This is a genomic window from Pseudacidovorax sp. NFM-22, assembly GCF_021401245.1.
Classification (GTDB): Bacteria; Pseudomonadota; Gammaproteobacteria; order Burkholderiales; family Burkholderiaceae_C; genus Xenophilus.
Map to the genome: position 1 here is coordinate 129,991 of NZ_JACBFY010000008.1, position 22,992 is coordinate 152,982.

The 22,992-nt window shown below is 70.2% G+C and carries 20 protein-coding genes; 19 read left to right on the forward strand and 1 reads right to left on the reverse strand.

The window, feature by feature from the left end:
• Positions 1-211: 211 nt before the first annotated feature.
• The 4 genes from L0984_RS25060 to L0984_RS25075 are packed head-to-tail and all read left to right on the forward strand — an operon-like array spanning position 212 to position 4,005.
• A complete protein-coding gene (locus L0984_RS25060; RefSeq protein ID WP_234197058.1) occupies positions 212-1,285 on the forward strand; it encodes an NAD/NADP-dependent octopine/nopaline dehydrogenase family protein in 1,074 nt (357 codons plus the stop codon).
• On the forward strand, positions 1,275-2,339 hold the full coding sequence (locus tag L0984_RS25065) for a 3-hydroxybutyryl-CoA dehydrogenase (RefSeq protein WP_255697617.1): 1,065 nt from the start codon (positions 1,275-1,277) through the stop codon (positions 2,337-2,339). The genes L0984_RS25060 and L0984_RS25065 overlap by 11 nt, the downstream gene beginning before the upstream one ends.
• Positions 2,336-3,142, forward strand: a complete 807-nt coding sequence (locus tag L0984_RS25070) for an alpha/beta fold hydrolase (protein WP_234197059.1) — start codon at positions 2,336-2,338, stop codon at positions 3,140-3,142. Before L0984_RS25065 ends, L0984_RS25070 begins: the two co-directional genes overlap by 4 nt.
• Positions 3,139-4,005: a quinone oxidoreductase family protein gene (locus L0984_RS25075; RefSeq protein WP_234197060.1), complete on the forward strand. Its 867-nt coding sequence runs from the start codon at positions 3,139-3,141 to the stop codon at positions 4,003-4,005. Before L0984_RS25070 ends, L0984_RS25075 begins: the two co-directional genes overlap by 4 nt.
• 75 nt (positions 4,006-4,080) lie before the next feature.
• Here L0984_RS25075 and L0984_RS25080 read toward each other — a convergent pair whose 3' ends face one another.
• Positions 4,081-4,557: a MarR family winged helix-turn-helix transcriptional regulator gene (locus tag L0984_RS25080; RefSeq protein WP_234197061.1), complete on the reverse strand. Its 477-nt coding sequence runs from the start codon at positions 4,555-4,557 to the stop codon at positions 4,081-4,083.
• A 142-nt stretch (positions 4,558-4,699) separates the two neighbouring features.
• Here L0984_RS25080 and L0984_RS25085 point away from each other — a divergent pair, with 142 nt between their 5' ends.
• The 15 genes from L0984_RS25085 to L0984_RS25155 all read left to right on the forward strand — a co-directional run bounded on the left by L0984_RS25085 (position 4,700) and on the right by L0984_RS25155 (position 22,985).
• Complete coding sequence (locus L0984_RS25085; protein WP_234197062.1) at positions 4,700-6,871, forward strand: thiamine pyrophosphate-dependent enzyme; 2,172 nt, start codon at positions 4,700-4,702, stop codon at positions 6,869-6,871.
• 19 nt (positions 6,872-6,890) lie between these two features.
• On the forward strand, positions 6,891-8,429 hold the full coding sequence (locus tag L0984_RS25090; RefSeq protein ID WP_234197063.1) for an indolepyruvate oxidoreductase subunit beta family protein: 1,539 nt from the start codon (positions 6,891-6,893) through the stop codon (positions 8,427-8,429).
• A 13-nt stretch (positions 8,430-8,442) separates the two neighbouring features.
• On the forward strand, positions 8,443-9,447 hold the full coding sequence (locus L0984_RS25095) for a PDR/VanB family oxidoreductase (protein WP_234197064.1): 1,005 nt from the start codon (positions 8,443-8,445) through the stop codon (positions 9,445-9,447).
• 27 nt (positions 9,448-9,474) lie between these two features.
• Positions 9,475-10,794, forward strand: a complete 1,320-nt coding sequence (locus L0984_RS25100) for an aromatic ring-hydroxylating dioxygenase subunit alpha (RefSeq protein ID WP_234197065.1) — start codon at positions 9,475-9,477, stop codon at positions 10,792-10,794.
• Positions 10,795-10,796: 2 nt separating this feature from the next.
• Positions 10,797-11,294: an aromatic-ring-hydroxylating dioxygenase subunit beta gene (locus tag L0984_RS25105; RefSeq protein ID WP_234197066.1), complete on the forward strand. Its 498-nt coding sequence runs from the start codon at positions 10,797-10,799 to the stop codon at positions 11,292-11,294.
• A gap of 11 nt (positions 11,295-11,305) precedes the next feature.
• Positions 11,306-12,934, forward strand: a complete 1,629-nt coding sequence (locus L0984_RS25110) for an AMP-binding protein (RefSeq protein ID WP_234197067.1) — start codon at positions 11,306-11,308, stop codon at positions 12,932-12,934.
• The gene (locus tag L0984_RS25115) at positions 12,934-14,109 is read left to right on the forward strand and encodes a thiolase family protein (RefSeq protein ID WP_234197068.1); all 1,176 of its coding nucleotides are present in this window, start codon (positions 12,934-12,936) and stop codon (positions 14,107-14,109) included. Before L0984_RS25110 ends, L0984_RS25115 begins: the two co-directional genes overlap by 1 nt.
• Positions 14,110-14,194: 85 nt before the next feature.
• Positions 14,195-15,448, forward strand: coding sequence for an SDR family NAD(P)-dependent oxidoreductase (locus tag L0984_RS25120; protein WP_234197069.1), 1,254 nt, complete (start codon positions 14,195-14,197; stop codon positions 15,446-15,448).
• Positions 15,449-15,470: 22 nt separating this feature from the next.
• Positions 15,471-16,292 (forward strand): cyclase family protein, encoded by an 822-nt coding sequence (locus L0984_RS25125; RefSeq protein WP_234197070.1) that lies wholly within the window; start codon positions 15,471-15,473, stop codon positions 16,290-16,292.
• Positions 16,289-17,029 (forward strand): SDR family oxidoreductase, encoded by a 741-nt coding sequence (locus tag L0984_RS25130; protein WP_234197071.1) that lies wholly within the window; start codon positions 16,289-16,291, stop codon positions 17,027-17,029. Before L0984_RS25125 ends, L0984_RS25130 begins: the two co-directional genes overlap by 4 nt.
• 216 nt (positions 17,030-17,245) lie before the next feature.
• Positions 17,246-18,412 (forward strand): ABC transporter substrate-binding protein, encoded by a 1,167-nt coding sequence (locus L0984_RS25135; RefSeq protein WP_234197196.1) that lies wholly within the window; start codon positions 17,246-17,248, stop codon positions 18,410-18,412.
• Positions 18,413-18,534: 122 nt separating this feature from the next.
• On the forward strand, positions 18,535-19,680 hold the full coding sequence (locus L0984_RS25140; RefSeq protein WP_234197072.1) for an ABC transporter substrate-binding protein: 1,146 nt from the start codon (positions 18,535-18,537) through the stop codon (positions 19,678-19,680).
• 44 nt (positions 19,681-19,724) lie between these two features.
• Positions 19,725-21,041: an aromatic ring-hydroxylating dioxygenase subunit alpha gene (locus L0984_RS25145; RefSeq protein ID WP_234197073.1), complete on the forward strand. Its 1,317-nt coding sequence runs from the start codon at positions 19,725-19,727 to the stop codon at positions 21,039-21,041.
• A gap of 215 nt (positions 21,042-21,256) precedes the next feature.
• Positions 21,257-21,775 (forward strand): aromatic-ring-hydroxylating dioxygenase subunit beta, encoded by a 519-nt coding sequence (locus L0984_RS25150; protein WP_234197197.1) that lies wholly within the window; start codon positions 21,257-21,259, stop codon positions 21,773-21,775.
• A gap of 40 nt (positions 21,776-21,815) precedes the next feature.
• The gene (locus tag L0984_RS25155; RefSeq protein WP_234197074.1) at positions 21,816-22,985 is read left to right on the forward strand and encodes an ABC transporter substrate-binding protein; all 1,170 of its coding nucleotides are present in this window, start codon (positions 21,816-21,818) and stop codon (positions 22,983-22,985) included.
• Positions 22,986-22,992: the final 7 nt, after the last annotated feature.

Below are 22,992 nucleotides of genomic sequence, written 5' to 3' on the forward strand. Positions count from 1 at the left end.
GCAAAAATTTTTCGCCGGGGTGCGGTCACCCCGTGATCGGGCGCGGTCACGGCTGGCCGGGCAGCCCCGAACGCCGCGCACAGGACCGTCCCAGCCGCGGGCGGACCCCAGCAAGCGGAGGGCGCCAATTAAGTTGACAACTAAACCAATCAAAAGTAATGTTTATGCGGCCTCGGCAGACCCTCGTCCGCCAGCCATTCCAGGAGCAGACATGAGGATTGCGGTATTGGGTGGAGGGCACGGCTGCTACGCCGCGGCCGCCGATCTGTCGGAGGCCGGCCACGAAGTGCGGCTGTGGCGCCGCGACGCGCAGGCGCTGCAGCCGGTGGTCGAGGCGGGGAGCATCCGCCTGAAGGACGCGGCCGGGGCGCGCGACGTGCCCATCGCCCTGGCCACGGCCGACATCGGCCAGGCCCTGCGCGACGCCGAACTGATCGTGGTGCCGGTGCCGGCCACCGCGCAGGCCGACATCGCCCGCGCCATGGCGCCGCATCTGGTCGATGGCCAGGTGGTCTTCCTGCCGCCGGGCACCTTCGGCAGCGTGGTGATGGCGCGCATCGTGCGCGAGTCCGGCAACCGTGCCGACGTGGCCTGGGCGGAGACCGGCACGCTGCCTTACCTGGCGCGCAAGCACGGCGAGCGCGAGGTCAACGTCACCATCCGCGCGATCCGCCTGCCGACCGGCGTCTACCCGGCGCGCCACGCCGATCACGCGATTGCCGTGATCCGCGGCGCCTATCCGGCGGTGCATGGCTGCGGCGATGCGCTGTCGGGCGCGTTGATGAACGCCGGGCCCATCATCCATCCGCCCCTGATGGTGATGAATGCCGCGCCGCTGCAGCACTTCGAGCGCTGGGACATCCACAACGAAGGCACGCAGCGCGCCGTGCGCGAAGTGACCGACCGCCTGGACCAGGAACGCATCGCCGTGCGCGAGGCCTTCGGCCAGGGCGCGCCGCACTATCCGCTGGCCGACCACTACGACAACGACCGCTGGATGTACGGCGACGCCCACAAGCAGCTGGTGAAGTCGGGCGACTGGCGCGAGAACATCGACCTCTACGGCCACCGCTACATCACCGAGGACACCGAACTCGGCCTGGCCTTCCTGGCCTCGGCCGCGCGGCACGCGGGCGTGGATGCGCCCATCGCGCACGGCCTGCTGGCCATCGTCGGTGGCTTCCTGGGCCGCGACCTGCGCCAGGGGCCACGCAGCTTCGAGGCGCTGGGCCTGTCCTCGCTGTCGCGCGAGGCGCTGGCGCAAAGGCTGCACGATGGCGAATGAGCCTGGTGCGCCCGAGGCGCCAGTCGGCGAGTCCGCCGGCCGAGTGGGCGCTGATGGCACGGCGCCGCGCCCCCGCTTCGTCGCCGTCGGTGCCGGCCGCATGGGCCGCGGCATCGCCATCGCCTTCGCCTATGCCGGCCACCGCATCGCCCTCGTCGACCTGCGCCCGCGCAGCGACGAGGCCTGGGCGCGCCTGACGGCCGAAGCCACGGCCGAGATCGAGGGCGCCCTGCGCGGCCTGGCCCGCCAGGGCGTGTTGCGCGAAGCGCAGGTCGCGCCCATCGCCGCCCGCGTGCAGTTGGTCCGCGTGGACGAAGCGCCCGCTGCGCTGGCGGCCGCCGAGCTGGTCTTCGAGGGCGTGCCCGAGACCCTGGAGGCCAAGCGCGAGGCCTTCGACTGGCTCAACCGCCATTGCCGCGACGAGGCCATCCTCACCTCCACCACCAGCAGCATCCTGGTGACGCAGTTGGCGGCGCTCGTGCGGCGGCCGGAGCGCTTCCTCAACATGCACTGGCTCAATCCGGCCTACGTGATCCCGGTGGTGGAGCTCAGCTGCCATGCCGGCACCGACGCCGAGGTGCTGGCCCGCACCAAGGCGCTGCTGGAGGCCATCGGCAAGCTGCCCGTGGTCTGCGGTGCCACGCCCGGCTACATCGTGCCGCGCCTGCAGGCGCTGGTGATGAACGAGGCGGCCCGCATGGTGGAGGAGGGCGCCGCCACCGCCGAGGAGATCGACAAGGCCACCCGCTTCGGCCTGGGCCTGCGCTTCGCCGCACTGGGCGTGGTCGAGTTCATCGACTTTGGCGGCTGCGACATCCTGCACCACGCCAGCCGCGAGATGTCGCAGACCATCGACCCGGCGCGCTATGCCGCGCCCGCCATCGTCGAGGACATGGTGCGCCAGCAGCGCCTGGGCCTGAAGACGGGCAGCGGCTTCTATGCCTATGAAGGCCGCGACCTGGCGGCCTACCGTGCCGACGTGCTCGCCCGCACGCTGGCCCAGTTGCGCAGCGCCGACCTGTGGCGCGGCCCGCAGGACGAGACGCTGGCATGAGCCTCGCCGTCCGCCGCACCTTCACCGACCTGTCGGTGGGCCAAGTGCACCACGCCGCCTGCGGTGCCCCGCCCGCGCCGGCGGTGCTGCTGCTGCACCAGTCGCCACGCAGCTGGCGCGAATACGCGGCCGTGCTGCCGCGGCTGGGCGCGCACTGGCATGCGATCGCCATGGACACCGTCGGCTTTGGCGACTCGGCCGCTGGCGAGGGGCTGGCCTCCATCGAGCACTTCGCGCGCGTCGCGCTGGAGCTGATCGACGCGCTGCAGTTGCCGCGTGTGCATGTGGTCGGCCATCACACCGGCGGCGTGGTCGCCATCGAGCTGGCTGCCCTGGCGCCTGCGCGCGTGGCCTCGCTGGTGCTGTCCTCGACGCCCTTCACCGATGCCGCATTCCGAAAGGCGCGCGCCGAACGGCCGCCCATCGACGAGGTGGCGCCCAGCACCGACGGCAGCCACCTGATGGCGCTGTGGCAGCGGCGCCAGGGCTTCTACCCGCCCCAGCGGCCGGACCTGCTCGAGGCCTTCGTGCGCGACGCGCTGGCCGTGGCCGACCCCGAGGCCGGCCACCGTGCCGTGGCGGCCTACCGCATGGAAGACCGCATCGGCCGGCTCACCCAGCCGGTATGCCTCCTGCGCGCGACGGCCGACCCCTTCGCCGCGCCGCATGCGCAGGAGCTGATGCACCAGCTGCCGCAGGCCACGCTGGTGGAGATCGAAGGCGGCATGGTGCCGCTGCCCGACCAGATGCCCGAGGCCTTCGCGGCTGCGGTGCACGGCTTCCTGTCGGGCCTGCCGGCATGAAGGCCTGGCGCGTCCATGCCTGGGGCCAGCCGCCGGTGTTGGAGGATGTCCCCGATCCGCAGCCGCGCGCTGGCCACACGCTGGTGCGCACGGCCGCCGCGACCGTGGCCCATGTGGACCGTACGGTGATGAAAGGCGGCTTCCTGCAGCCGCCACCGCTGCCCTACACGCCCGGGGTGGAGGCGGCGGGCATCGTCGTGCAGTCGGACCGCTTCGCGCCCGGCACCCGCGTGTGGCTGCGCGGCGGTGGACTCGGCACGCGGCGCGACGGCACCTGGTGCGAACTGATCGATGCGCCCGATGAGTCCATCGGACTGTTGCCGGAGGGCGTGGACATGGCGCTGGGTTCGGCCTTCTTCTCGCCCTGCACCTCGGCGTGGGCGGCGCTGCGCCATGTGGCGGATCTGCAGCCGGGCGAGCGCGTGGGCGTCACCGGCGCGAGCGGGGCCGTCGGCAGCATCACGCGGCAACTGGCGCGCGCATGGGGTGCCGACCTCGTCGAAGCGCCCGGTGTCACGGAGCCGGTGGACCTGCTGGTCGACACCGTCGGCGGCCCGGTGCTGGAGCAGGCGCTGTCGGCCATCGCACCGGGTGGCCGCATCGTGCTGGTGGGCTACACCGCGGGCGAGCAGGTGGGCCTGTCGCTGCCGCTCTTGATGCAGCGGGACGTGCGGCTGCTGCCGCTCAACATGTACCGCCGCGAGGCGCAGGGCCGGGCCGCGGCGCCGCAGTTGCTCGAACTGCTGCGTGATGGCCGCCTGAGCCTGGCCACGCAGCGCTTCGCGCTGGCGCAGGCACCCCAGGCGCTGGCTTGGCTCGGCCAGCGCGGGCACCGCGGCCGGGCGGTGCTGGCCTTCGACTGAAGGCCACCGGCAGGCGCCGGCATCGTCGCGCACGTCGCGCTGCAGTGGCAGCGATGAGCGTCACGTCAGCGGCATTCACTCTGTCTCTTCACTGTCCTCGGCCTGGTCCGCGTGCAGCGCGATCATCTGCCGCAGCGTCTTCTTCAGCTCTTCCGCGCGCTGCAGGCCGAAGGGCTCCAGCACGCGGTGTTCGTGCTCGCGGGCCAGCTTCATGAGCTGCGCCACCGCCTCGGCGCCCTGGGGCGTGATGCGCACCAGCGTGATGCGGCGGTCACTCTCATGGGGCAGGCGCTCCACCTGGCCCTTGGCCTCCATGCGGTCGAGCAGGCGCGTCACCGTGGGCTGCTTGGTCACCGTCACCTGCGCGAGGTCGCCGATGCTGATGGCCTCGCCATCCGCCAGCGAGGCCATCACCCGCCATTCGGACACCGAAAAGCCGTGCTGCCGCGCCACCTTGTGGAACTCGCCGGAGATGAGCTGGCTGGCCTGCGCCAGCAGCGCGGGCAGGTAGTCGTCGACGAACAGGCGCGATTCGGGGGTGTGCAAAGTCATGGCCGGGATGATCCTCTCGCTGGCATACCGATTGCTTGGCTAGGGTAATGCATGATTGTGAATAGATTCAGGTCTAAATAGAGTTGGATCTTGCCACCCCACGAATGGAAGCGCCGTACGCGTTTCCCAGGAGAGCAGTCCCATGGCCGAGCGTTCGTTCGTCGAAGAAGTCAAGAAGCTGCGTCTTGCCGAAGGCGAGACCTTTCGCGGTGAGGGCATTCTGGCCGTCACCAAGGCCCTGCTGGAGTCCGGCGTCTCGTACGTCGCGGGCTACCAGGGCGCACCCATCTCGCACCTGATGGACGTGCTGGCCGATGCGCAGGACATCCTGGCCGACCACGGCATCCGTTTCGAGAACAGCGCCAGCGAGGCCACGGCCGCCGCCACGCTGGCCGCCTCGGTCAACTATCCGCTGCGCGGTGCCGTGACCTTCAAGGCCACGGTGGGCACCAACGTGGCGTCGGACGCGCTGGCCAACCTGGCCTCGGGCGGCGTCACCGGCGGCGCGCTCATCATCGTGGGCGAGGACTACGGCGAGGGCTCGTCGATCATGCAGGAGCGCAGCCATGCCTTCGCCATGAAGTCGCAGATGTGGATGCTCGATCCGCGGCCCAACCTGCCGAGCATCGTGCAGGCGGTGAAGACCGGCTTCGAGCTTTCGGAGGCGAGCAACACGCCCGTGATGCTGCAGCTGCGCATCCGTGCCTGCCACGTACACGGCCAGTTCACGGCCTCCGACAACCGCCGCGCCAGCTTCACGCTGAAGGAGGCGCTGGAGAACCCGCGGCGCGACGTCGACCGCATCGTGCTGCCGCCCGCGAGCTTCCTGCACGAGCAGGAGAAGATCAAGCAGCGCTGGCCCGCGGCCGTGCGCTTCATCGAGGAGCGCGGCCTCAACGAGTTCTTCGCCGAGGGCGCGGACGACATCGGCATCATCGTGCAGGGCGGTTGCTACAACACGCAGGTGCGGGCGCTGGAGCGTCTGGGCCTGGCCGACGTGTATGGCCGCTCCAAGGTGCCGCTGTACGTGATGAACGTGGCCTACCCGGTCATCGACAGCGAGGTACGGCGCTTCTGCGAAGGCAAGCGCGCCGTGCTGGTGGTCGAAGAAGGCCAGCCCAACTTCGTCGAGCAGAACATCGCCACCATCCTGCGCCAGGCCGGCAGCAACACCGCGCTGCACGGCAAGGACCTGCTGCCCGTGGCCGGCGAGTACACGGCCCAGGCCGTGATGGCCGGCACGCGCGCCTTCTGCGAGCGCTACGGCCGCCTCGCGCCCAAGGCCGTACCCGCCGAGGTGGTACCCGCCAGGCCGCGCAAGATCATCCCGCTCATCAGCGAGGCGCAGCTCATGCCGCTGGAACGCAGCGTGCATGCGCGACCGCCGGGCTTCTGTACCGGCTGCCCCGAGCGGCCGATCTTCAGCGCCATGAAGCTGGTGCAGCGCGAGCTGGGCCAGCACCATGTGTCGGCCGACATCGGCTGCCACCTGTTCTCCATCCTGCCGCCCTTCAACATCGGCAACACCACCATGGGCTACGGCCTGGGGGCGGCCGGTGCGGCGGCACTCAACACCCAGGCCGACAAGCGCGCCATCGCGGTGATGGGCGACGGCGGCTTCTGGCACAACGGCCTGACCAGCGGCATCGCCAATGCGGTGTTCAACCAGAGCGACAACCTCACGGTGGTGGTCGACAACAACTACACCTCGGCCACGGGCGGGCAGGACATCCTGTCGTCCAAGGCCGTCAACGCCACGCGCAGCACCGGCCACGAGATCGAGCAGGCGGTGCGCGGCGTGGGCGTCAAGTGGGTCAAGACCCTGCGCCGCACCTACGACGTGGCCGGCATGCGCGACACGCTCAAGGAAGCGCTGACCACCAAGGACAAAGGCCCCAAGGTCATCATTGCCCAGTCCGAGTGCATGCTGAACCGCCAGCGTCGCGAGAAGCCGCTGGTGCGCAAGGCCATCGCCGACGGCAAGCGCATGGTGCGCGAGAAGTTCGGCGTCGACCCGGACACCTGCACCGGCGACCATTCCTGCATCCGCCTGTCGGGCTGCCCCTCGCTGTCGATCAAGCCCAACCCCGATCCGCTGCGGCAGGAGCCCGTCGCCGCCGTGATGGACAGCTGCGTGGGCTGCGGCGTGTGCGGCGAGGTGTCGCATGCCGCGGTGCTGTGCCCCTCCTTCTACAAGGCGCAGGTGGTGAGCAACCCCACCGGCTGGGACCGGCTGCGCGAGCGCGTGCGCGGCGCCGTCATCGGCTGGATGCAGCGCCGCGACGCCGAGCGCCGCGCGCGCCTGGCTTTCTGATGCAACCCGGGAGCTCGTGATGACGCAACAACCCATCAAGATCGCCATCCTCGCCATGGGCGGCGAGGGCGGCGGCGTGCTCGCCGACTGGCTGGTGGACCTGGGCGAGGCCAACGGCTGGATCGCGCAGACCACCTCGGTGCCGGGCGTGGCCCAGCGCACGGGCGCCACCATCTACTACGTGGAGATGTACCCCGAGGCACAGGCCCATGCCGACGGCGGCCAGCCCGTGCTGGCGCTGATGCCGCTGCCGGGCGACGTGGACGTGGTGCTGTGCTCCGAGCTGATGGAGGCCGGCCGCGCCGTGCAGCGCGGGCTGGTCACGCCCGATCGCACCACGCTGGTCGCCTCCACGCACCGCGTCTATTCCATCGCCGAGAAGAGCGCGATGGGCGACGGCCGGGTCGACAGCACGCAGCTGCTGGCGCATGCCGAGCAGGCGGCGCAGCGCTTCGTGCGCTTCGACATGGCCGAGGCCGCGGCGCAGAACGGCAGCGTGATCAGCGCCGTGCTCTTCGGCGCGCTGGCGGGCACCGGCGTGCTGCCGTTCGGACGGGAACAGTTCGAGGCGACCATCGAGCGCGGCGGGGTGGGGGTGAAGCCCAGTCTCAAGGCCTTCGGCGCGGCGTACGCGCGGGCGCAGGCCGGCGAGGCTGCGGCGCAGGCTGAGCCCGTGGCGCCCACGGCGCCGCGCGCGACTTCGGCCGATCCGGCCATCCAGGCGCTGCTGACGCGTCTGTACGGCGAGTTTCCAGTCCAGGCCCAGCCGCTGATGCTCGAAGGCCTGCGCCGCCTGGTCGATTACCAGGACACGGCCTATGCCGCGCTCTACCTGGACCGCATGGCCGAGGTCTGCCGCCTGCCCGACGACGCGGCCCGCACGCTGGCCTGCGAGACGGCCCGCCACCTGGCCCTGTGGATGAGCTACGAGGACACGGCGCGCGTCGCCCAGCTCAAGACCCGCTCCAGCCGCTTCGCCCGCGTGAAGCAGGAGACGGGCGTCAACGCCGACCAGGTCATCGCCATCAACGAATACATGCACCCCGGCCTGCGCGAGATCTGCGAGACGCTGCCTGGCGGCATCGGCCGCTGGCTCATGGGCTCGGGCGCGCCGCGCCGGCTGGTGGAGGGCATGACGAAGAAGTGCCGCGTGGTGCAGACCAGCTCGGTGCACGGCTTCCTGCTGCTGTCGGCCGTGGCCTTTGCCCGTCGGTGGCGCCGCAGCACCATCCGTTACTCGGAAGAGAACGGCCGCATCGCGCAATGGCTGCACGGCCTGCGCGAGGCGGCCACGGCCTCGCCGGAGCTGGCGGTGGAACTGGCCCGCTGCCAGAAGCTGGTGAAGGGCTACAGCGACACCCACGAGCGCGGCGTGCGCAACTACGACACCGTGATCGCTGCCTGGCGTGAAGCTGGCCCAACGCTGGCGCCCGCCACGCTGCGCGCCTGGCGCGAGGCGGCGCTGGCCGACGAGCACGGCCATGCGCTGAAGGCTGCACTGGCAAAGCATTCGGCCACGGCCTCGGCGACGTTCGGCGCCCTGGCCGTTCCCGCCTGACGGAAGCCCACCCATGACGGCATCGCCCGCCATCGCGACCCTGCCACTGCGCGTGACCGAGGCGCGTGCGCTCAACCCGCTGATCCGCCTGCTGCGCCTGGAGCATGCCGAGGGCGCCGCGCTGCCCGGCTGGACGCCGGGCGCCCACATCCAGGTGCAGGTGCAGCTGCCGGACGGGCAGGCCGACTGGCGCCACTATTCGCTGATTGACCTGGACGGCGTGGCTGGGACGCCGGGCTTCTCGCCCTCGGCCTACACCATCGCCGTGCGGCTGGAAGAGGGTGGCCGCGGCGGCTCGCGCTTCATGCACGACGGCCTTCAGCCCGGCGACCGCCTGAACGTGCAGGCACCGCGCAACGACTTCCCGCTGGACGACGGTGCCACCCGCGCTGTGCTTCTGGCCGGCGGCATCGGCATCACGCCGCTGGCCAGCATGGCCGCTCGCTGCCGCGCCCAGGGCCGCCGCGTCAGCCTGCACTACGCCGGCCGCAGCCGCACGCTGCTGGCCTTCGCCGACGAACTGCAGGCGATGCTGGGTGCCGACCTGCGCCTGCATGCGGACGACCAGGCCGGCGGCCAGGGCTTCGACATCGGCGGCCTGCTGGACGGCATGGGCGCCGACGAACCGCTCTACGTCTGCGGCCCCAAGCCGCTGCTCGATGCCGTGCTCGCCGCTGCCCAGGCGCGCGGCTGGGCGCCGGGCCGGGTGCACTTCGAACTGTTCAGCGCGCCGGTGGTGGAAGCCGGCGACCAGCCCTTCGAGGTCGAGCTGGCGCAGTCCGGCCAGCGCTTCACCGTGCCGGCCGACCAGACGATCCTTGATTGCCTGATCGAGCACGGCTGCGACCCGCTCTATGACTGCAAGCGTGGCGAATGCGGCGTCTGCGCGGTGCCGGTGATCGAGGGCGAAGTCGACCACCGCGACTACGTCCTCTCGCAGGCCGAGAAGGACGGCGGCCAGGTGATGCAGATCTGCATCTCCCGCGCCAAGGGCCCGCGCCTGGTGCTGGACCTGTAGGCCCCACGATTGCAAGGAAGGCATGCCATGACACGCTACCGAGACAACCCCGAGGCGATCCGCGCCCTGGTGCAGCCGCAGCAGGTGCACCGCGACCTGTACATCAGCCCCGAGCTCTTCGAGCTGGAGCAGGAACACTTCTTCGCCAACACCTGGAACTACGCCGGCCACGACAGCCAGGTGCCCAAGCCGGGCGACTTCATCACCGTGGACATCGCTGGCCGGCCGCTGATCGTGGTGCGCCACACCGATGGCACCGTCAAGGTGCTGATGAACCGATGCGCCCACAAGGGCTCGCGCGTGGTCAACGGCGCCTGCGGCAACACGGGCAAGTTCTTCCGCTGCCCGTACCACGCCTGGACCTTCAAGACGGACGGTGCGCCGCTGGCCATTCCGCTCAAGAACGGCTACGAGGGCACGGCGCTGAAGGAGTGCGATGCGGCCAAGGGCCTGGCGCCGGTGCGGCATGTGCGGCTCTACCGCGGCTTCATCTTCGTCAAGCTCAACGACGTGGGACAGGACTTCGAGGAGTACTTCGGCGACTCGCTCTCTTCCATCGACAACATGGCCGACCGCTCGCCCGAGGGCGAGCTGGAGGTGGCCGGCGGGTGCCTGCGCTTCATGCACCAGTGCAACTGGAAGATGTTCGTCGAGAACCTCAACGACACCATGCACCCGATGGTGGCGCACGAATCCTCGGCCGGCACCGCCAAGGCCATGTGGGCGGGCCAGCCAGCCGATGCGCCCAAGCCCATGGCCATCGAGCAGTTCGTGCCCTTCATGTCGGACTACCAGTTCTTCGACGGCATGGGCGTGCGGGTGTACGACAACGGCCACAGCTTCTCGGGCGTGCACTTCAGCATCCACAGCAAGTACTCGGGCATCCCGGGTTATGAAGAGGCGATGAAGGCCCGCTACGGCGAGGAGCGTACGGCCCAGATCCTGGGCATGGCGCGGCACAACACCGTGTACTACCCCAACCTCACGATCAAGGGTGCGATCCAGGCGATTCGCGTGGCGCGGCCCATCGCGGTGGACCGCACCCTGGTCGAGAGCTGGACCTTCCGCCTCAAGGGCGCGCCGGACGAGCTGCTGCAGCGCACCACCACCTACAGCCGCCTCATCAACTCGCCCTTCTCGGTGGTGGGCCACGACGACCTGCAGGCCTACCGCGGCATCCAGGCCGGCCTGCATGCCAGCGGCAACGACTGGGTCAGCCTGCACCGCAACTACGACGAGAACGAAGGCCGCGCGCCCGAAGAGACCAGCAACGGCACCAACGAGCTGCCCATGCGCAACCAGTACCGGTCGTGGCTCAAGCACATGACCCTGACGATGGGAGCATGACCATGGCTGAACTCACGCCCGCCACCGTCACCCGTGACCAGCTGATCGACTTCGTCATGAACGAGGCCCGGTTGCTCGACGAGAAGCGCTTCGACGAGTGGAATGCGCTGTTCACCGACGACGCCATCTACTGGGTGCCGCTCACGCCGGGCCAGCCCGACGGCCTGAACCACACCTCGCACCTGTACGAGGACAAGCTGCTGCGCGACCTGCGCATCGAGCGCTTCAAGAGTCCGCGCGCCTTCTCGCAGCAACCGCCCAGCCGCTGCCAGCATGTGCTGCAGCTGCCGGGCCTGGAGTCGCGCGACGAGGCCGCCAACCGCTTCGTGCTGCGCACGCCCTTCCACTACAGCGAGGCGCAGGCGGACGAGATGCTCTTCCTGACCGGCGTGGCCTGGCACCACCTGTGCGTGCAGGATGGGGCACTGCGCATGGTGCAGAAGCGCGTGGACCTGATCAACAGCGACGCCGCGCTGCCGGCGGTGCAGCTCTTTCTTTGAAGCGGGCCCGCATGTCCCACCGCACCATCCACGACGCCTTCGCGACCAGTGCCGCACGCACGCCGCAGGCGGACTTCCTCTACACCGAGTCGGTCACGGCCGAGATCTACGGTATCCCGCCCGGCGTCACCGCGTGGGCCGAGGCCGCGGCAGAGGTCGAGCGCCTGCGCCTGGCCTATGCCCACGCCGGCTGGGGCCACGGCCACCGGGTCGGCCTGCTGCTGGAGAACCGGCCGGCCTTCCTCTACCACTGGTTCGCGCTCAATGCCCTGGGCGTGAGCGTGGTGCCCATCAATGCCGAGATGCGCTCGGCTGAGCTGGCCTACCTGATCGGCCACAGCGAGATCGGCCTGGCCGTCACGCTGCCGCAGCGCGCCGCGGACCTTGAAGCCGCCGCGGCCCAGGCCGGCCGCCACCTGCACACCATGGCGGCCGACAGCACAGATGTGCCCAGGCCCGCCGAGCCCGCGCCCCGCGCCAACGAGGTCGTGGGCCTGGGCACCGAATGCGCGCTGCTCTACACCTCGGGCACCACCGGCCGGCCCAAGGGCTGCATGCTGAGCAATGCCTACTTCCTGCGTGCAGGCGAGTGGTATGCGGGCCTGGACGGCGTGTGCGCCTTCCGCTGCGACCAGGAGCGGCTGATGACGCCGCTGCCGCTCAATCACGTCAATGCCATGGCCTTCTCGACCATGGTGGTGCTGGTGGCCGGCGGCTGCCTCGTTCAGCTGGACCGCTTCCATCCCCGCAGCTGGCTGCAGAGCGCGCGCGACAGCGGCGCCACCATCGTCCACTACCTGGGCGTGATGCCCGCCATGCTGCTGGCCGCCGCCGAGACGCCGGCCGACCGCGACCATGCCATCCGCTGGGCCTTCGGCGCTGGCGTGGACCGCAAGAACCACGCGCCCTTCGAGGCCCGCTTCGGCTTCCCGCTGGTGGAGGCCTGGGCCATGACCGAGACGGGCGCCGCCGCCTGCATCATGGCCAACCATGAGCCGCGCCACGTGGGCACCAGCTGCTTCGGCCGGCCCGAGGATTTCGTCGAGGCGCGCCTGGTCGATGACGAGGGCCAGGACGTGCCCGCCGGTACGCCCGGCGAACTGCTGGTGCGCTCCAGCGGCGACGACCCGCGTCGCCACTTCTTCCGCGGCTACCTGAAGGACCAAACGGCCACCGACGAGGCCTGGCAGGGCGGCTGGTTCCATACCGGCGACATGGTGCGGCGCGACGAGGCGGGCAGCCTCTATTTCGTGGACCGCAAGAAGAACGTCATCCGCCGCAGCGGCGAGAACATCTCGGCGGTGGAGGTGGAGAGCGTTCTCAACCAGCACCCGGCCGTGAAGGTGTCGGCCGTGGCCGCCACGCCCGATGCGGTGCGCGGCGACGAGGTGCTGGCCTGCATCGTCATCGACCCCGACGCCGCGGCCGCGCCCGGCGAGGCCCTGGCGGCCGACATCGTGCGCCATGCGCTGGCCCAGTTGGCCTACTACAAGGCGCCGGGCCATGTTGCCTTCGTCGAGGCCCTGCCGCTCACGGCCTCGCAGAAGATCCAGCGCGGCGAGCTGCGGCAGATGGCGCAGGCGCTGCCGGGCAGCGCGGGCTGCTTCGACACCCGCGCCATGAAGAAGAGGCAGGACTGATGGGCCGGCGACAACGCAGCAACTACGACGGTGTGGCCGTGGCCGTGCCGGTCACGGTGCCCTACCAGCGCTATTCCACCGAGGGTGCGCACTTCTTCCTGGGCAGGGCCGTGCGCGCGCTGCTGGAGGTCAGCGGCATCGCCAAGGACGACATCGACGGCCTGTGCCTGTCGAGCTTCTCGCTGGCGCCCGACACGGCCGTCGGCGTCACACAGCACCTGGGCCTGTCCCCGCGCTGGCTGGACCATGTGCCCACCGGCGGTGCCTCCGGCGTGATGTGCCTGCGCCGCGCGGCGCGCGCCGTGCAGTGCGGCGACGCCGAGGTGGTGGCCTGCGTGGCGGCCGACACCAACCATGTGGATTCCTTTCGCCAGACGCTGGGCGCCTTCAGCAACTTTGCGCGCGACGCCACGTACCCCTACGGCTCGGGCGGACCGAACTCCATCTTCGCGATGATCACCGCGCACTACATGCGGCAGTTCGGTGCGAGGCGCGAGGATTTCGGCCGCATCTGCGTGGCCCAGCGCCAGAACGCCCTGGGCAACCCCAACGCCATGTTCAAGAAGGCGCTGACGCTCGACGAGTACATGGCGGCGCGACCCATCTCCGACCCGCTGCACCTGTTCGACTGCGTGATGCCGTGCGCCGGCGCCGAGGCCTTCCTGGTGATGACGGCGGAGCGGGCTCGCGACCTGGGCCTGCCGTACGTCACGGTGCGCGGCAGCATCGAGCGCCACAACGCCTTCGCCGACGACCCGATCATGGTGCGCGGCGGCTGGGCCCGCGACCGCGACGACCTGTATGCGCAGGCCGGCGTGCAGCCGAAGGACATCGACTTCATCCAGACCTACGACGACTACCCGGTCATCGTGATGATGCATTTCGAGGACCTGGGCTTCTGCGAGAAGGGCGAGGGCCCGGCCTTCGTGCAGTCGCACACGCTGACGCACGACGGCAGCTTTCCCAACAACACCAGCGGCGGCCAGCTCTCGGCCGGCCAGGCGGGCGCCGCGGGCGGCTTCCTGGGCATGACGGAGACGCTGCGCCAGCTCACCGGCCAGGCCGGGCCGCGCACCGTGCCCGACGCGCAGCTGGGCCTGGTGGCGGGCTTCGGCATGGTCACCTACGACCGCTGCCTGTGCACCGGCGCGGTGATCCTCGGGAAAGAACCATGACCCCCACGTTTGCCACTTCGTGTGCTGCACTGCCCCCCGAGGGGGCCGCGCAGCTGCCCTGGGGCGGCCCGGCGGAGGTGCCACGATGACCATGCCCCTGATGCGCCCCAAGCGCAAGAACCCCGTCCTGCGCACCCGCCAGATGAACCTGCCGCCCTGGGCGCGCGGGCGCGAGGCGCTGGGCATCACCGCCGCCGCGGCCGAGGGCCGCTTCGAGCTGCAGGTGTGCGAGGAATGTGGCACCGTGCAATACCCGCCGCGCGGCGCCTGCAAGCAGTGCCTGTCGACCGAGCTGCGCTGGCGGCCCCAGACCGGCGAGGGCGAGCTGCTCAGCGCCACCACGCTGCACCACAGCAACGACCTGTTCTTCCGCGAGCGCCTGCCCTGGCGCCTGGGCATGGTCAAGCTCGACAGCGGCCCCTCCCTCATGGTCCACCTGCATGGCGAGGTGGGCGAGGCACCGCAGCGCGTGCGCGTGGGTGCCCGGCTCGACCGCGCCGGACAGGCGGTACTGATCGGATTCCCCTTTGAAGGAACTGCACACATGGCCGACGACCCGATGCTCCGCGAAATGACCAGCGACCCCAAGTTCCGCAAGGTGCTGGTGACCGACGGCAAGACGCCCGCCGGGCAGGCCCTAGTGCGCGCCCTGGTCAAGGCCGGCGCCGACATCGTCTGGGTCGGCCATGCCGAGCCGTGGAAGCAGCTCGGCGGCCTGGAGGACATCAGCGCGCTGCCGCAGGTGACGCTGGTGCCGCTGGACCTGACCAACGGCCGCGCCGTCACCGAGCTGGCCGGCGAGATCGGCGGCAAGGTGGACATCGTCATCAACAACGCCGAGGTGCACCGCACCTTCGGCATCGGCGCGCGCCGCGGCACCGACGTGGCCAGGCTGGAGATGGACATCAACTATTTCGGTCTGCTGCGGCTGGCGCAGGAGTTCGGCCCGGCGCTCAAGGGCCGCTCGGCCGATGGCGCGACCGGGGCCACGGCCTGGGTCAACCTGCTGTCGATCTATGCGCTGTCCAACTTTCCGCCGCACGGCACCTTCAGCGCCAGCAAGGCGGCAGCCTATTCGCTGGCGCAGTGCCTGCGAGCCGAGATGCGACCGGCCGGCATCCGTGTCATCAATGTCTTTCCCGGCCCCATCGACGACGAATGGAACCAGCACATGCCGCCGCCCAAGCTGGGCCCGGACGCGCTGGCCAATGCCATCGTGAAGGCGCTGCGCGACGGCGTGGAGGACGTCTACCCCGGCGACGTGGCGCAGGAATGGCTGCAGCGCTGGCGTGACAACCCCAAGGTGCTCGAACGCGAACTGGCGACAAATGGTGGCTGAACCCGCTGGCAAGGAGACACCCATGAGCAACGCAACCACGACCCCCGCCGCCGCACCCACCGGCCTCGACGCCCTGGCCGGCCTGGTGGGCGCGCTGGCCACCGGGCGCATCCGCGTCATCGACCTCACGCAGACGCTGACGCCCGAGTTCCCGCAGATCGCGCTGCCGCCCGAGATGGGCCAGTGCTGGCCCTTTCGCATCGAGGAGGTGTCGCGCTACGACGAGCGCGGTCCGGGCTGGTACTGGAACAACTTCTCCTGCGGCGAGCACACCGGCACGCACTTCGACGCGCCCATCCACTGGATCTCCGGCCGCGACCTGCCGAACAACGCGGTGGACACCATCCCCGTGCAGAACTTCGTGGCGCCGGCCTGCGTGATCGACTGCTCGCCGCAGGTCAAGGACGACCCGGACTACCTGCTCACGCTGGACGACATCGCCGAATGGGAGGCCGCGCACGGCCGGATCCCGAAGGGCGCCTGGGTGCTGATGCGCACCGACTGGTCCAAGCGCACCGACCCGGCCGAGTACCAGAACTTCGACGAGACCGGCCAGCACACGCCCGGCCCCAGTACGGCCGCCGTGCGCTTCCTGGTGGAAGAGCGGGACGTGCTGGGCTTCGGCTCCGAGGCCATCGGCACCGATGCCGGTCAGGGCTACCACCTGCGCCCGCCGTACCCCTGCCACTACTACATGCACGGGGCAGGACGCTACGGCCTGCAATGCCTGTGCAACCTGGACCTGCTGCCGCCGGCTGGCGCGGTGCTGATCTGCCCGCCGCTCAAGATCGAGAAGGGCAGCGGCAGCCCGCTGCGGGTGCTGGCGCTGGTGGGGTCGGCATGAGCGCGGTGACTCCAGACCGCGGCGTCGCCGTCGTCACCGGCGGCAGCGCCGGCATCGGCAAGGCCATCTGCCAGGACCTGCTGGACGGCGGCTGGGAGGTGGTGAGCCTGGCCCGCCGCCCGGCCGACATCGCCCATGCGCGGCTGCACAGCATCGAGGTGGACCTGAGCGACCGCGCCGCCACGGCCCAGGCCGCGGCCGAGGTCGCGTCGCGCTGGCCCGTGACCACGGTCGTGCACAACGCGGGCGTGATCCGCGCCGCCCTCTTGCCGCAGGTGCAACTGACCGACCTGGATGCGCTGGTGGACCTGCACCTGGGCTGCGCCGTGCAGCTCGTGCAGGCCGCCTTGCCGGCCATGCGCGCCGCGGGCTTTGGCCGCGTGGTGCTGCTGTCGTCGCGGGCCGCCCTTGGCCTGGCCACGCGCACCAGCTATTCGGCCACCAAGGCCGGCATGCTGGGCATGGCCCGCACCTGGGCGCTGGAGCTGGGCGGCGAGGGCATCACCGTCAACGTCGTCGCGCCCGGGCCCATCCGCACCGACATGTTCTACGACGTGGTCGACGCCGGCAGCGAGAAGGAACGGGCGCTCGCGGCCAGCGTGCCCGTCAAGCGCCTGGGCGAGGCCGCCGATGTGGCACGGGCCGTGCGTTTCTTCGTGGAGCCGGCCAACAGTTTCGTGACCGGACAGGTGCTCTACGTGTGCGGAGGCACCAGCGTGGGGAGCCTGACGCTCTAGGTCGTGCATCGACGCACCACGCTGCGGCCCGGCTTTCCACCATGAGGACAGTCCCCTTGCAACGCCTGGATGTGCTCGCTAGGATTGTTTAAGACTAAATAATTGATAAGTCATGTGCCAGTGCGACAGCCGCAGGAGTGTGGAAGAGGCGGCCCGTCGGCAGTGGCGTTGTTCCACCGTGTTGCCACCGAAGAGATGGAGTCCGCGATGAAGATGATGAAGTCAGTACGTCCCCTGCGCAGCCTGGCTGCCCTGGCCTGTGCCACGCTGCTGGGGGCCACAGCCCCCGCCGCGCTGGCCGCCGACTACAAGGTCGGCTTCATCACCTCGCTGTCGGGCCCGGTCTCGTCGCTGGGCATTCCCTACCAGAAGGGCATGGCTGCGGCGCAGGCCTTCAAGGGCGACATCGACGGCAAGAAGGTGCAGGTCATCCAGCTCGACGACGCGTCGGACCCGAGCACCGCGGCCCGCAATGCGCGCAAGCTGATCGACGAGGACAAGGTCGACGTCATCATCGGCACCGCAGGATCGCCGGGCGCGCTGGCCATCGCCGCCGTGGCACGCGAGACGAAGACGCCGCTCATCTCCATCGCCAATGCCAACCTGCCGGGTGAGGAGGGCGCCTGGATGGTCACGCTGCCGCAGCCCGCGCCGCTGATGGTCAGCGCGGTGGTGGACCGCATGAAGAAGTCCGGCGTCAAGACGGTGGGCTACATCGGCTTCTCCGACGCCTGGGGCGACCTGGTGTACGACGCGTTGCAGAAGAGCGCCGAGCCGGCCGGCATCAAGGTGGTCTCCAACGAACGCTATGCGCGCGCCGATTCGTCGGTGACGGGCCAGGTGCTCAAGATCGTGGCGCTGCGGCCCGACGCGGTGCTCACCGGCACCTCGGGCACGCCTGGCGCCTTGCCCTACCTGGCGCTGGCTGAGCGCGGCTACAAGGGCCAGATCTACGGCATGCATGCGCTGATCAACCCCGACTTCGTGCGCGTGGGCGGTGCCTCGGTCGAAGGCCTGCTGGCGCCCACCGGCCCGGTGATCGTGGCCGAGCAGCTGCCGGCCGACAACCCGATCCGCAAGGTGTCGATGGACTTCCGGGCCGCCTACCAGAAGGCCAACGGCGCCATGCCCACCGATGCCTTCTCGGCCTACAGCTTCGACGCCTGGCTGATCTTCCTGGACGCCGCCAAGCGCGCCTCGGCCAAGGCCGAGCCGGGCACGCCGCAGTTCCGCGTGGCCTTGCGCGACGCCATCACCAGCACGAAGGAGCTGGCCGGCACCCACAGCGTCTACAACTTCACGCCCAACGACCGCTACGGCTCGGACGAGCGCTCGCGCGTGGTCGTGCGGCTCGAAAAGGGCCAGTGGAAGCTGGTGCCCTGAGCCGGCTCCATCGCGCCGCCATGCGGGCGACCGCCGGCGCACGCCACTGACGGAGGCCGGCGGTCCACTGCGCCGGCCCCGACTTCGTCCCTTCCTGCCCTTCCTTTTTGGAGTCCCTGTCGATGGCCTCTCGTGTGCTTCGTCCTCTCGCCCTGCTGGCCGCCTCGGCCTTCGCCGTCGGCGCCTTCGCGGCCGACCTCAAGGTGGGCGTCATCAGCTCGCTCTCCGGCCCGGTGTCCGCGCTGGGCATTCCGTACGAGAAGGGCATCCGCGCCGCCCATGCGCAGATGCCCACCATCGCCGGCCGCAAGGTCGAGCTGATCGTGCTGGACGATGCCTCCGACCCGACCACGGCCGGCCGCAATGCCCGTAAGCTGGCCACCGAGGACAAGGTGGACGTGCTCATCGGCACTTCGGGCGTGCCGGGCGCCATGGCCATCGCCGCCGTGGCGCGCGAGCTGAACGTGCCGCTGATCTCGCCCACGCCCGTGTCGCTGCCGGGCGCCGAGAACGGCTGGACGGTGTCGGTGTCGCAGCCCTTCGAGCTGATGGTTGCCGCGGTGGTTGAGAAGATGAAGGCCGCGGGCGTGAAGACGGTGGCCTTCATCGGCTTCTCCGACGCGCTGGGCGACCTGGCCTACGACTCGCTGGTCAAGAGCGCGGGCGAGGCCGGCATCAAGGTGGTGGCCAACGAGCGCTATGCGCGCGCCGACAACTCGGTCGCAGGCCAGGTGCTCAAGATCGTGGCCCAGCGGCCCGACGCGGTGTTCGCCGGCAACTCGGGCACGCCCGGCGCGCTGCCCTACCTGGCGCTGGCCGAGCGCAACTACAAGGGCCGCATCTACGGCACGCATGGTCTGATCAATGCCGACTTCGTGCGCGTGGGCGGCAAGTCCATCGAGGGCCTGGAAGTGCCCAGCGGTCCGGTGCTGGTGGCCGAGCAGCTGCCGGCCGACAACCCGATCCGCAAGGTGTCGATGGACTTCCGCGCCGCCTACCAGAAGGTCAATGGCTCGCCGCCGGTCGATGCCTTCTCGTCGTACACCTACGACGCCTACCTGCTGCTGGCCAATGCCGCGGCGCGCGCGAAGGGCGAGCCCGGCACGCCGGCCTACCGCCAGTCGCTCAAGGACGCCATCGTCGCCACCCGCGAGCTGGTGGGCACGCATGGCATCTACAACTTCACGCCCGACAGCCGCTACGGCTCGGACAAGCGCGCGGTGGTGATCGTGCGCATGGAGAAGGGTCAGTGGAAGCTGGTGCCCTGAACGCCTGACCCGCTAACCGCCTTCACCGCAGCACGACCCACGCCATGAGCACGCGCTACCGCGAGGACCCCGCCGCCCTCCAGGCCCTGGTGCAGGATCGGCGCGTCCACCGCGACCTGTACCTGAGCCAGGAACTCTTCGCGCTGGAGCAGGAGCGCTTCTTCGCCCGCACCTGGCAGTTCGCCGGCCATGCGAGCGAAGTGCCCGCGGCTGGCGACTACTGCACGCGGGAGATCGCCGGCCGGCCGCTGCTGATGGTGCGGCAGGCCGATGGCGACGTGGGCGTCTTCTACAACCGCTGCGCCCACAAGGGCGCGCAGCTGGTCACCGAAGCGCACGGCAACACGGGCCGCTTCTTCCGCTGCCCCTACCACGCCTGGACCTACAAGCTGGACGGTGCGCCGCTGGCGCTGCCGCTCAAGGCAGGCTATGAGGGCACGGGGCTGGCGCAATGCGAATCGGGGCAGGGCCTGCAGCCGGTGGCCGGCGTGGCGGTGTACCGCGACTTCGTCTTTGTGCGGCTGGCGAAGGAGGGCCCCGCCTTCGACGACTACTTCGGCGACATCCTGCAGGTGATCGACAACATGGTCGACCGCTCGCCCGAGCGGCGGTTGACGGTGGCGGGCGGCGTGCTGCGCAACGTCATCCACTGCAACTGGAAGATGTACCTGGAGAACATCAACGACACGGTGCATCCCATGTCCACCCACGAGTCGGCCACACAGGCGGCCAACGCGCTGTGGAAGGACCAGCCGGCCGATGCGCCCAAGCCGATGGCGATGGAGCAGATCCTGCCCTTCGGCTCCGGCTACGACTTCTTCGACCGCATGGGCGGGCGCGTGTATCCCAACGGGCACAGCGTGCTGGGCACGCGCTTCAGCATCCATTCCAGCTACGCGCAGTTGCAGGACTATGAGGACGCGCTGCGCAGCGCGTTGGGCGAGGAGCGCGCCAACGAGGTGCTGCAGCGCTCGCCGCAGAACGCGGTGCTCTTTCCCAGCCTGTCGGTCAAGGGCTCGCCGCAGGCCATCCGCGTGATCCGCCCATTGGCGGCGGACCGCACGCTGGTGGAGGCCTGGAGCTTCCGCGCCGAGGGCGCGCCCGAGCTGCTGCTGCAACGTTCGATGAACTACAACCGGCTGGTCTTCTCGCCCATGTCGGTGGTGGCGCATGACGACGTGCACCTGTTCGAGAGCATGCAGCAGGGCCTGCGCGGCGAGGGCAACGAATGGGTCAGCCTGCACCGCGGCTTTGCCGAGGGCGAGCGCAGCGACGTGGTGGAAGAGACCAGCGGCACCGACGAGCGCCTCATGCGCAACCAGTTCCGCGCCTGGGCGAAGTGGATGGGAGAGGGCGTATGAATCCCGATCCCGACCCCAACCCCGCTCGCCCCGAGTCGGCCAACGCCGTGCGCCTTGAGGCGTCCAACCCCGGTCGCCCCAAGTCGCCCAACCCCGTTCGCCTCGAGTCGCCCAACCCCGTTCGCCCTGAGCTTGTCGAAGGGCAGGACGGCGCGCAGGCGGACGTCGCGTCCCGGCTTCGACAAGCTCAGCCCGAACGGATCGTTGGGGTGCCGGTGGCGGAGGGGCGACTCTCTCCCGAAGACTTCGTCGTCCACGAAGCCGAGCTGATCGACGACCGCCGCTGGGACGACTGGCTGGCCCTCTTCGCGCCCGACGGCCGCTACTGGGTCCCGTTGCAGGGCGCCGCGCAGGCCGACGCCCAGACCCACAACGCGCTGGCGCTCGAAGACCGCTTGCTGCTCGAACTGCGCGTCAAGCGCCTGCACAGCCCGCGGGCCCACTCGCAGCATCCGGCCAGCCGGTGCCAGCACGTGCTGCAGGCGCCGCGCCGCTTGCCCGCCGGGCCCGACGCTCGCGTTGCCGAAGGAGACAGCCTCGTCAACGTCGAAGCAGTCCGCCTGCGCACCGCCTTCCTCTACATCGAGTCGCGCGGCCCGCAGCAGGTGCTGCTGGCCGGCCACTGCATCCACACGCTCGTGCCCGGCGGGCCGCTGGGTTGGCTGATCCGCGAGAAGCGGGTCAACCTGCTCGATGCGGGCCAGCCGCTGCCGGCCATCCAGTTGTTTGTCTAGTCCTTCCGTCCGTCCCCATTTCTCCCAAGCAGGAGTTGCCATGAAGAAGATGCTGATGTCCCTCGGCCGCGGTGCGCTGGCTGCCGGTGCCCTGGCCGCGGCCGCGGTCGTCGCCCAGGCGGCCGACCTCAAGGTCGGCCTGAGCGTGTCGCTCTCCGGCCCGAACTCCTCGCTGGGCGTGCCCTATGCCAAGGGCATGCAGGCCGCACTGGCCTACAAGGGCGAGATCGCCGGGCGCAAGGTGCAGCTGATCGTGCTGGACGACGGCTCCGACCCCACCACCGCCGGCCGCAACGCCCGCAAGCTGGTGGAAGAGGACAAGGTCGACGTGCTGATGGGCACCTCGGGCGTGCCCGCCGCCATCGCCATGGCGCAGGTTGGGCGCGATGCCAAGGTACCCATGATCGGCCTCACGCCCATCATGCTGAACCCGGCCGACAACGCCTGGGTGATGACGGTGGCCCAGCCCACGCAGCTGATGATCGACGCGGTGGTACAGCGCATGAAGAAGGACGGCGTGCGCTCCGTGGGCTACATCGGCTTCTCCGACGCCTGGGGCGATCTGGTGTTCACCGCCCTCAACCAGGCGGCCAAGGAAGCCGGCATCCAGGTGCTGGGCAACGAGCGCTATGCGCGCTCCGACCAGTCGGTCACCGGCCAGGTGCTCAAGCTGCTGGCCATGCGGCCCGACGCGGTGATGACAGGCGGCGCCGGCACGCCCGGTGCCTTGCCCTTCCTGGCCCTGGCCGAGCGCGGCTTCAAGGGCAAGGTCTACGGCCAGCACGGCCTGATCAACCCCGACTTCGTGCGCGTGGTCGGCGCGGCCGGGCAGGGTGCGCTGATGCCCACCGGCCCCGTCATCGTGGCCGAGCAGCTGCCGGCCGACCATCCGACCCGCAAGATGGGCATGGCCTTCCGCGACATCTACCAGAAGGTCAACAACGCGCCCACCAGCGATGCCTTCTCGGCCTATTCCTTCGATGGCTGGCTGGTGTTCGCCGACGCGGCCCAGCGCGTGCTGGCCGCCGGCAAGACCGAGCCCGGCACGCCCGAGTTCCGCTTGGCCCTGCGCGACGCCATCTTCAGCACCCGCGAAGTGGTGGGCACGCACGGTGTCTACAACTTCAAGCCCGGCGACCTGTACGGCGTGGACGAGCGCGCCCGCGTGATCGTCACGCTCGACAAGGGCCAATGGAAGCTCGTGCCCTGATCGCCCG

What these genes read in the sequence shown, in the direction of transcription:
- L0984_RS25060 (WP_234197058.1), top strand. Translation starts at nt 212, where the DNA reads ATGAGGATTGCGGTATTGGGTGGAGGGCACGGCTGCTACGCCGCGGCC.
- L0984_RS25065 (WP_255697617.1), top strand. Translation starts at nt 1,275, where the DNA reads ATGGCGAATGAGCCTGGTGCGCCCGAGGCGCCAGTCGGCGAGTCCGCC.
- L0984_RS25070 (WP_234197059.1), top strand. Translation starts at nt 2,336, where the DNA reads ATGAGCCTCGCCGTCCGCCGCACCTTCACCGACCTGTCGGTGGGCCAA.
- L0984_RS25075 (WP_234197060.1), top strand. Translation starts at nt 3,139, where the DNA reads ATGAAGGCCTGGCGCGTCCATGCCTGGGGCCAGCCGCCGGTGTTGGAG.
- L0984_RS25080 (WP_234197061.1), bottom strand. Translation starts at nt 4,557, where the DNA reads ATGACTTTGCACACCCCCGAATCGCGCCTGTTCGTCGACGACTACCTG.
- L0984_RS25085 (WP_234197062.1), top strand. Translation starts at nt 4,700, where the DNA reads ATGGCCGAGCGTTCGTTCGTCGAAGAAGTCAAGAAGCTGCGTCTTGCC.
- L0984_RS25090 (WP_234197063.1), top strand. Translation starts at nt 6,891, where the DNA reads ATGACGCAACAACCCATCAAGATCGCCATCCTCGCCATGGGCGGCGAG.
- L0984_RS25095 (WP_234197064.1), top strand. Translation starts at nt 8,443, where the DNA reads ATGACGGCATCGCCCGCCATCGCGACCCTGCCACTGCGCGTGACCGAG.
- L0984_RS25100 (WP_234197065.1), top strand. Translation starts at nt 9,475, where the DNA reads ATGACACGCTACCGAGACAACCCCGAGGCGATCCGCGCCCTGGTGCAG.
- L0984_RS25105 (WP_234197066.1), top strand. Translation starts at nt 10,797, where the DNA reads ATGGCTGAACTCACGCCCGCCACCGTCACCCGTGACCAGCTGATCGAC.
- L0984_RS25110 (WP_234197067.1), top strand. Translation starts at nt 11,306, where the DNA reads ATGTCCCACCGCACCATCCACGACGCCTTCGCGACCAGTGCCGCACGC.
- L0984_RS25115 (WP_234197068.1), top strand. Translation starts at nt 12,934, where the DNA reads ATGGGCCGGCGACAACGCAGCAACTACGACGGTGTGGCCGTGGCCGTG.
- L0984_RS25120 (WP_234197069.1), top strand. Translation starts at nt 14,195, where the DNA reads ATGACCATGCCCCTGATGCGCCCCAAGCGCAAGAACCCCGTCCTGCGC.
- L0984_RS25125 (WP_234197070.1), top strand. Translation starts at nt 15,471, where the DNA reads ATGAGCAACGCAACCACGACCCCCGCCGCCGCACCCACCGGCCTCGAC.
- L0984_RS25130 (WP_234197071.1), top strand. Translation starts at nt 16,289, where the DNA reads ATGAGCGCGGTGACTCCAGACCGCGGCGTCGCCGTCGTCACCGGCGGC.
- L0984_RS25135 (WP_234197196.1), top strand. Translation starts at nt 17,246, where the DNA reads ATGAAGTCAGTACGTCCCCTGCGCAGCCTGGCTGCCCTGGCCTGTGCC.
- L0984_RS25140 (WP_234197072.1), top strand. Translation starts at nt 18,535, where the DNA reads ATGGCCTCTCGTGTGCTTCGTCCTCTCGCCCTGCTGGCCGCCTCGGCC.
- L0984_RS25145 (WP_234197073.1), top strand. Translation starts at nt 19,725, where the DNA reads ATGAGCACGCGCTACCGCGAGGACCCCGCCGCCCTCCAGGCCCTGGTG.
- L0984_RS25155 (WP_234197074.1), top strand. Translation starts at nt 21,816, where the DNA reads ATGAAGAAGATGCTGATGTCCCTCGGCCGCGGTGCGCTGGCTGCCGGT.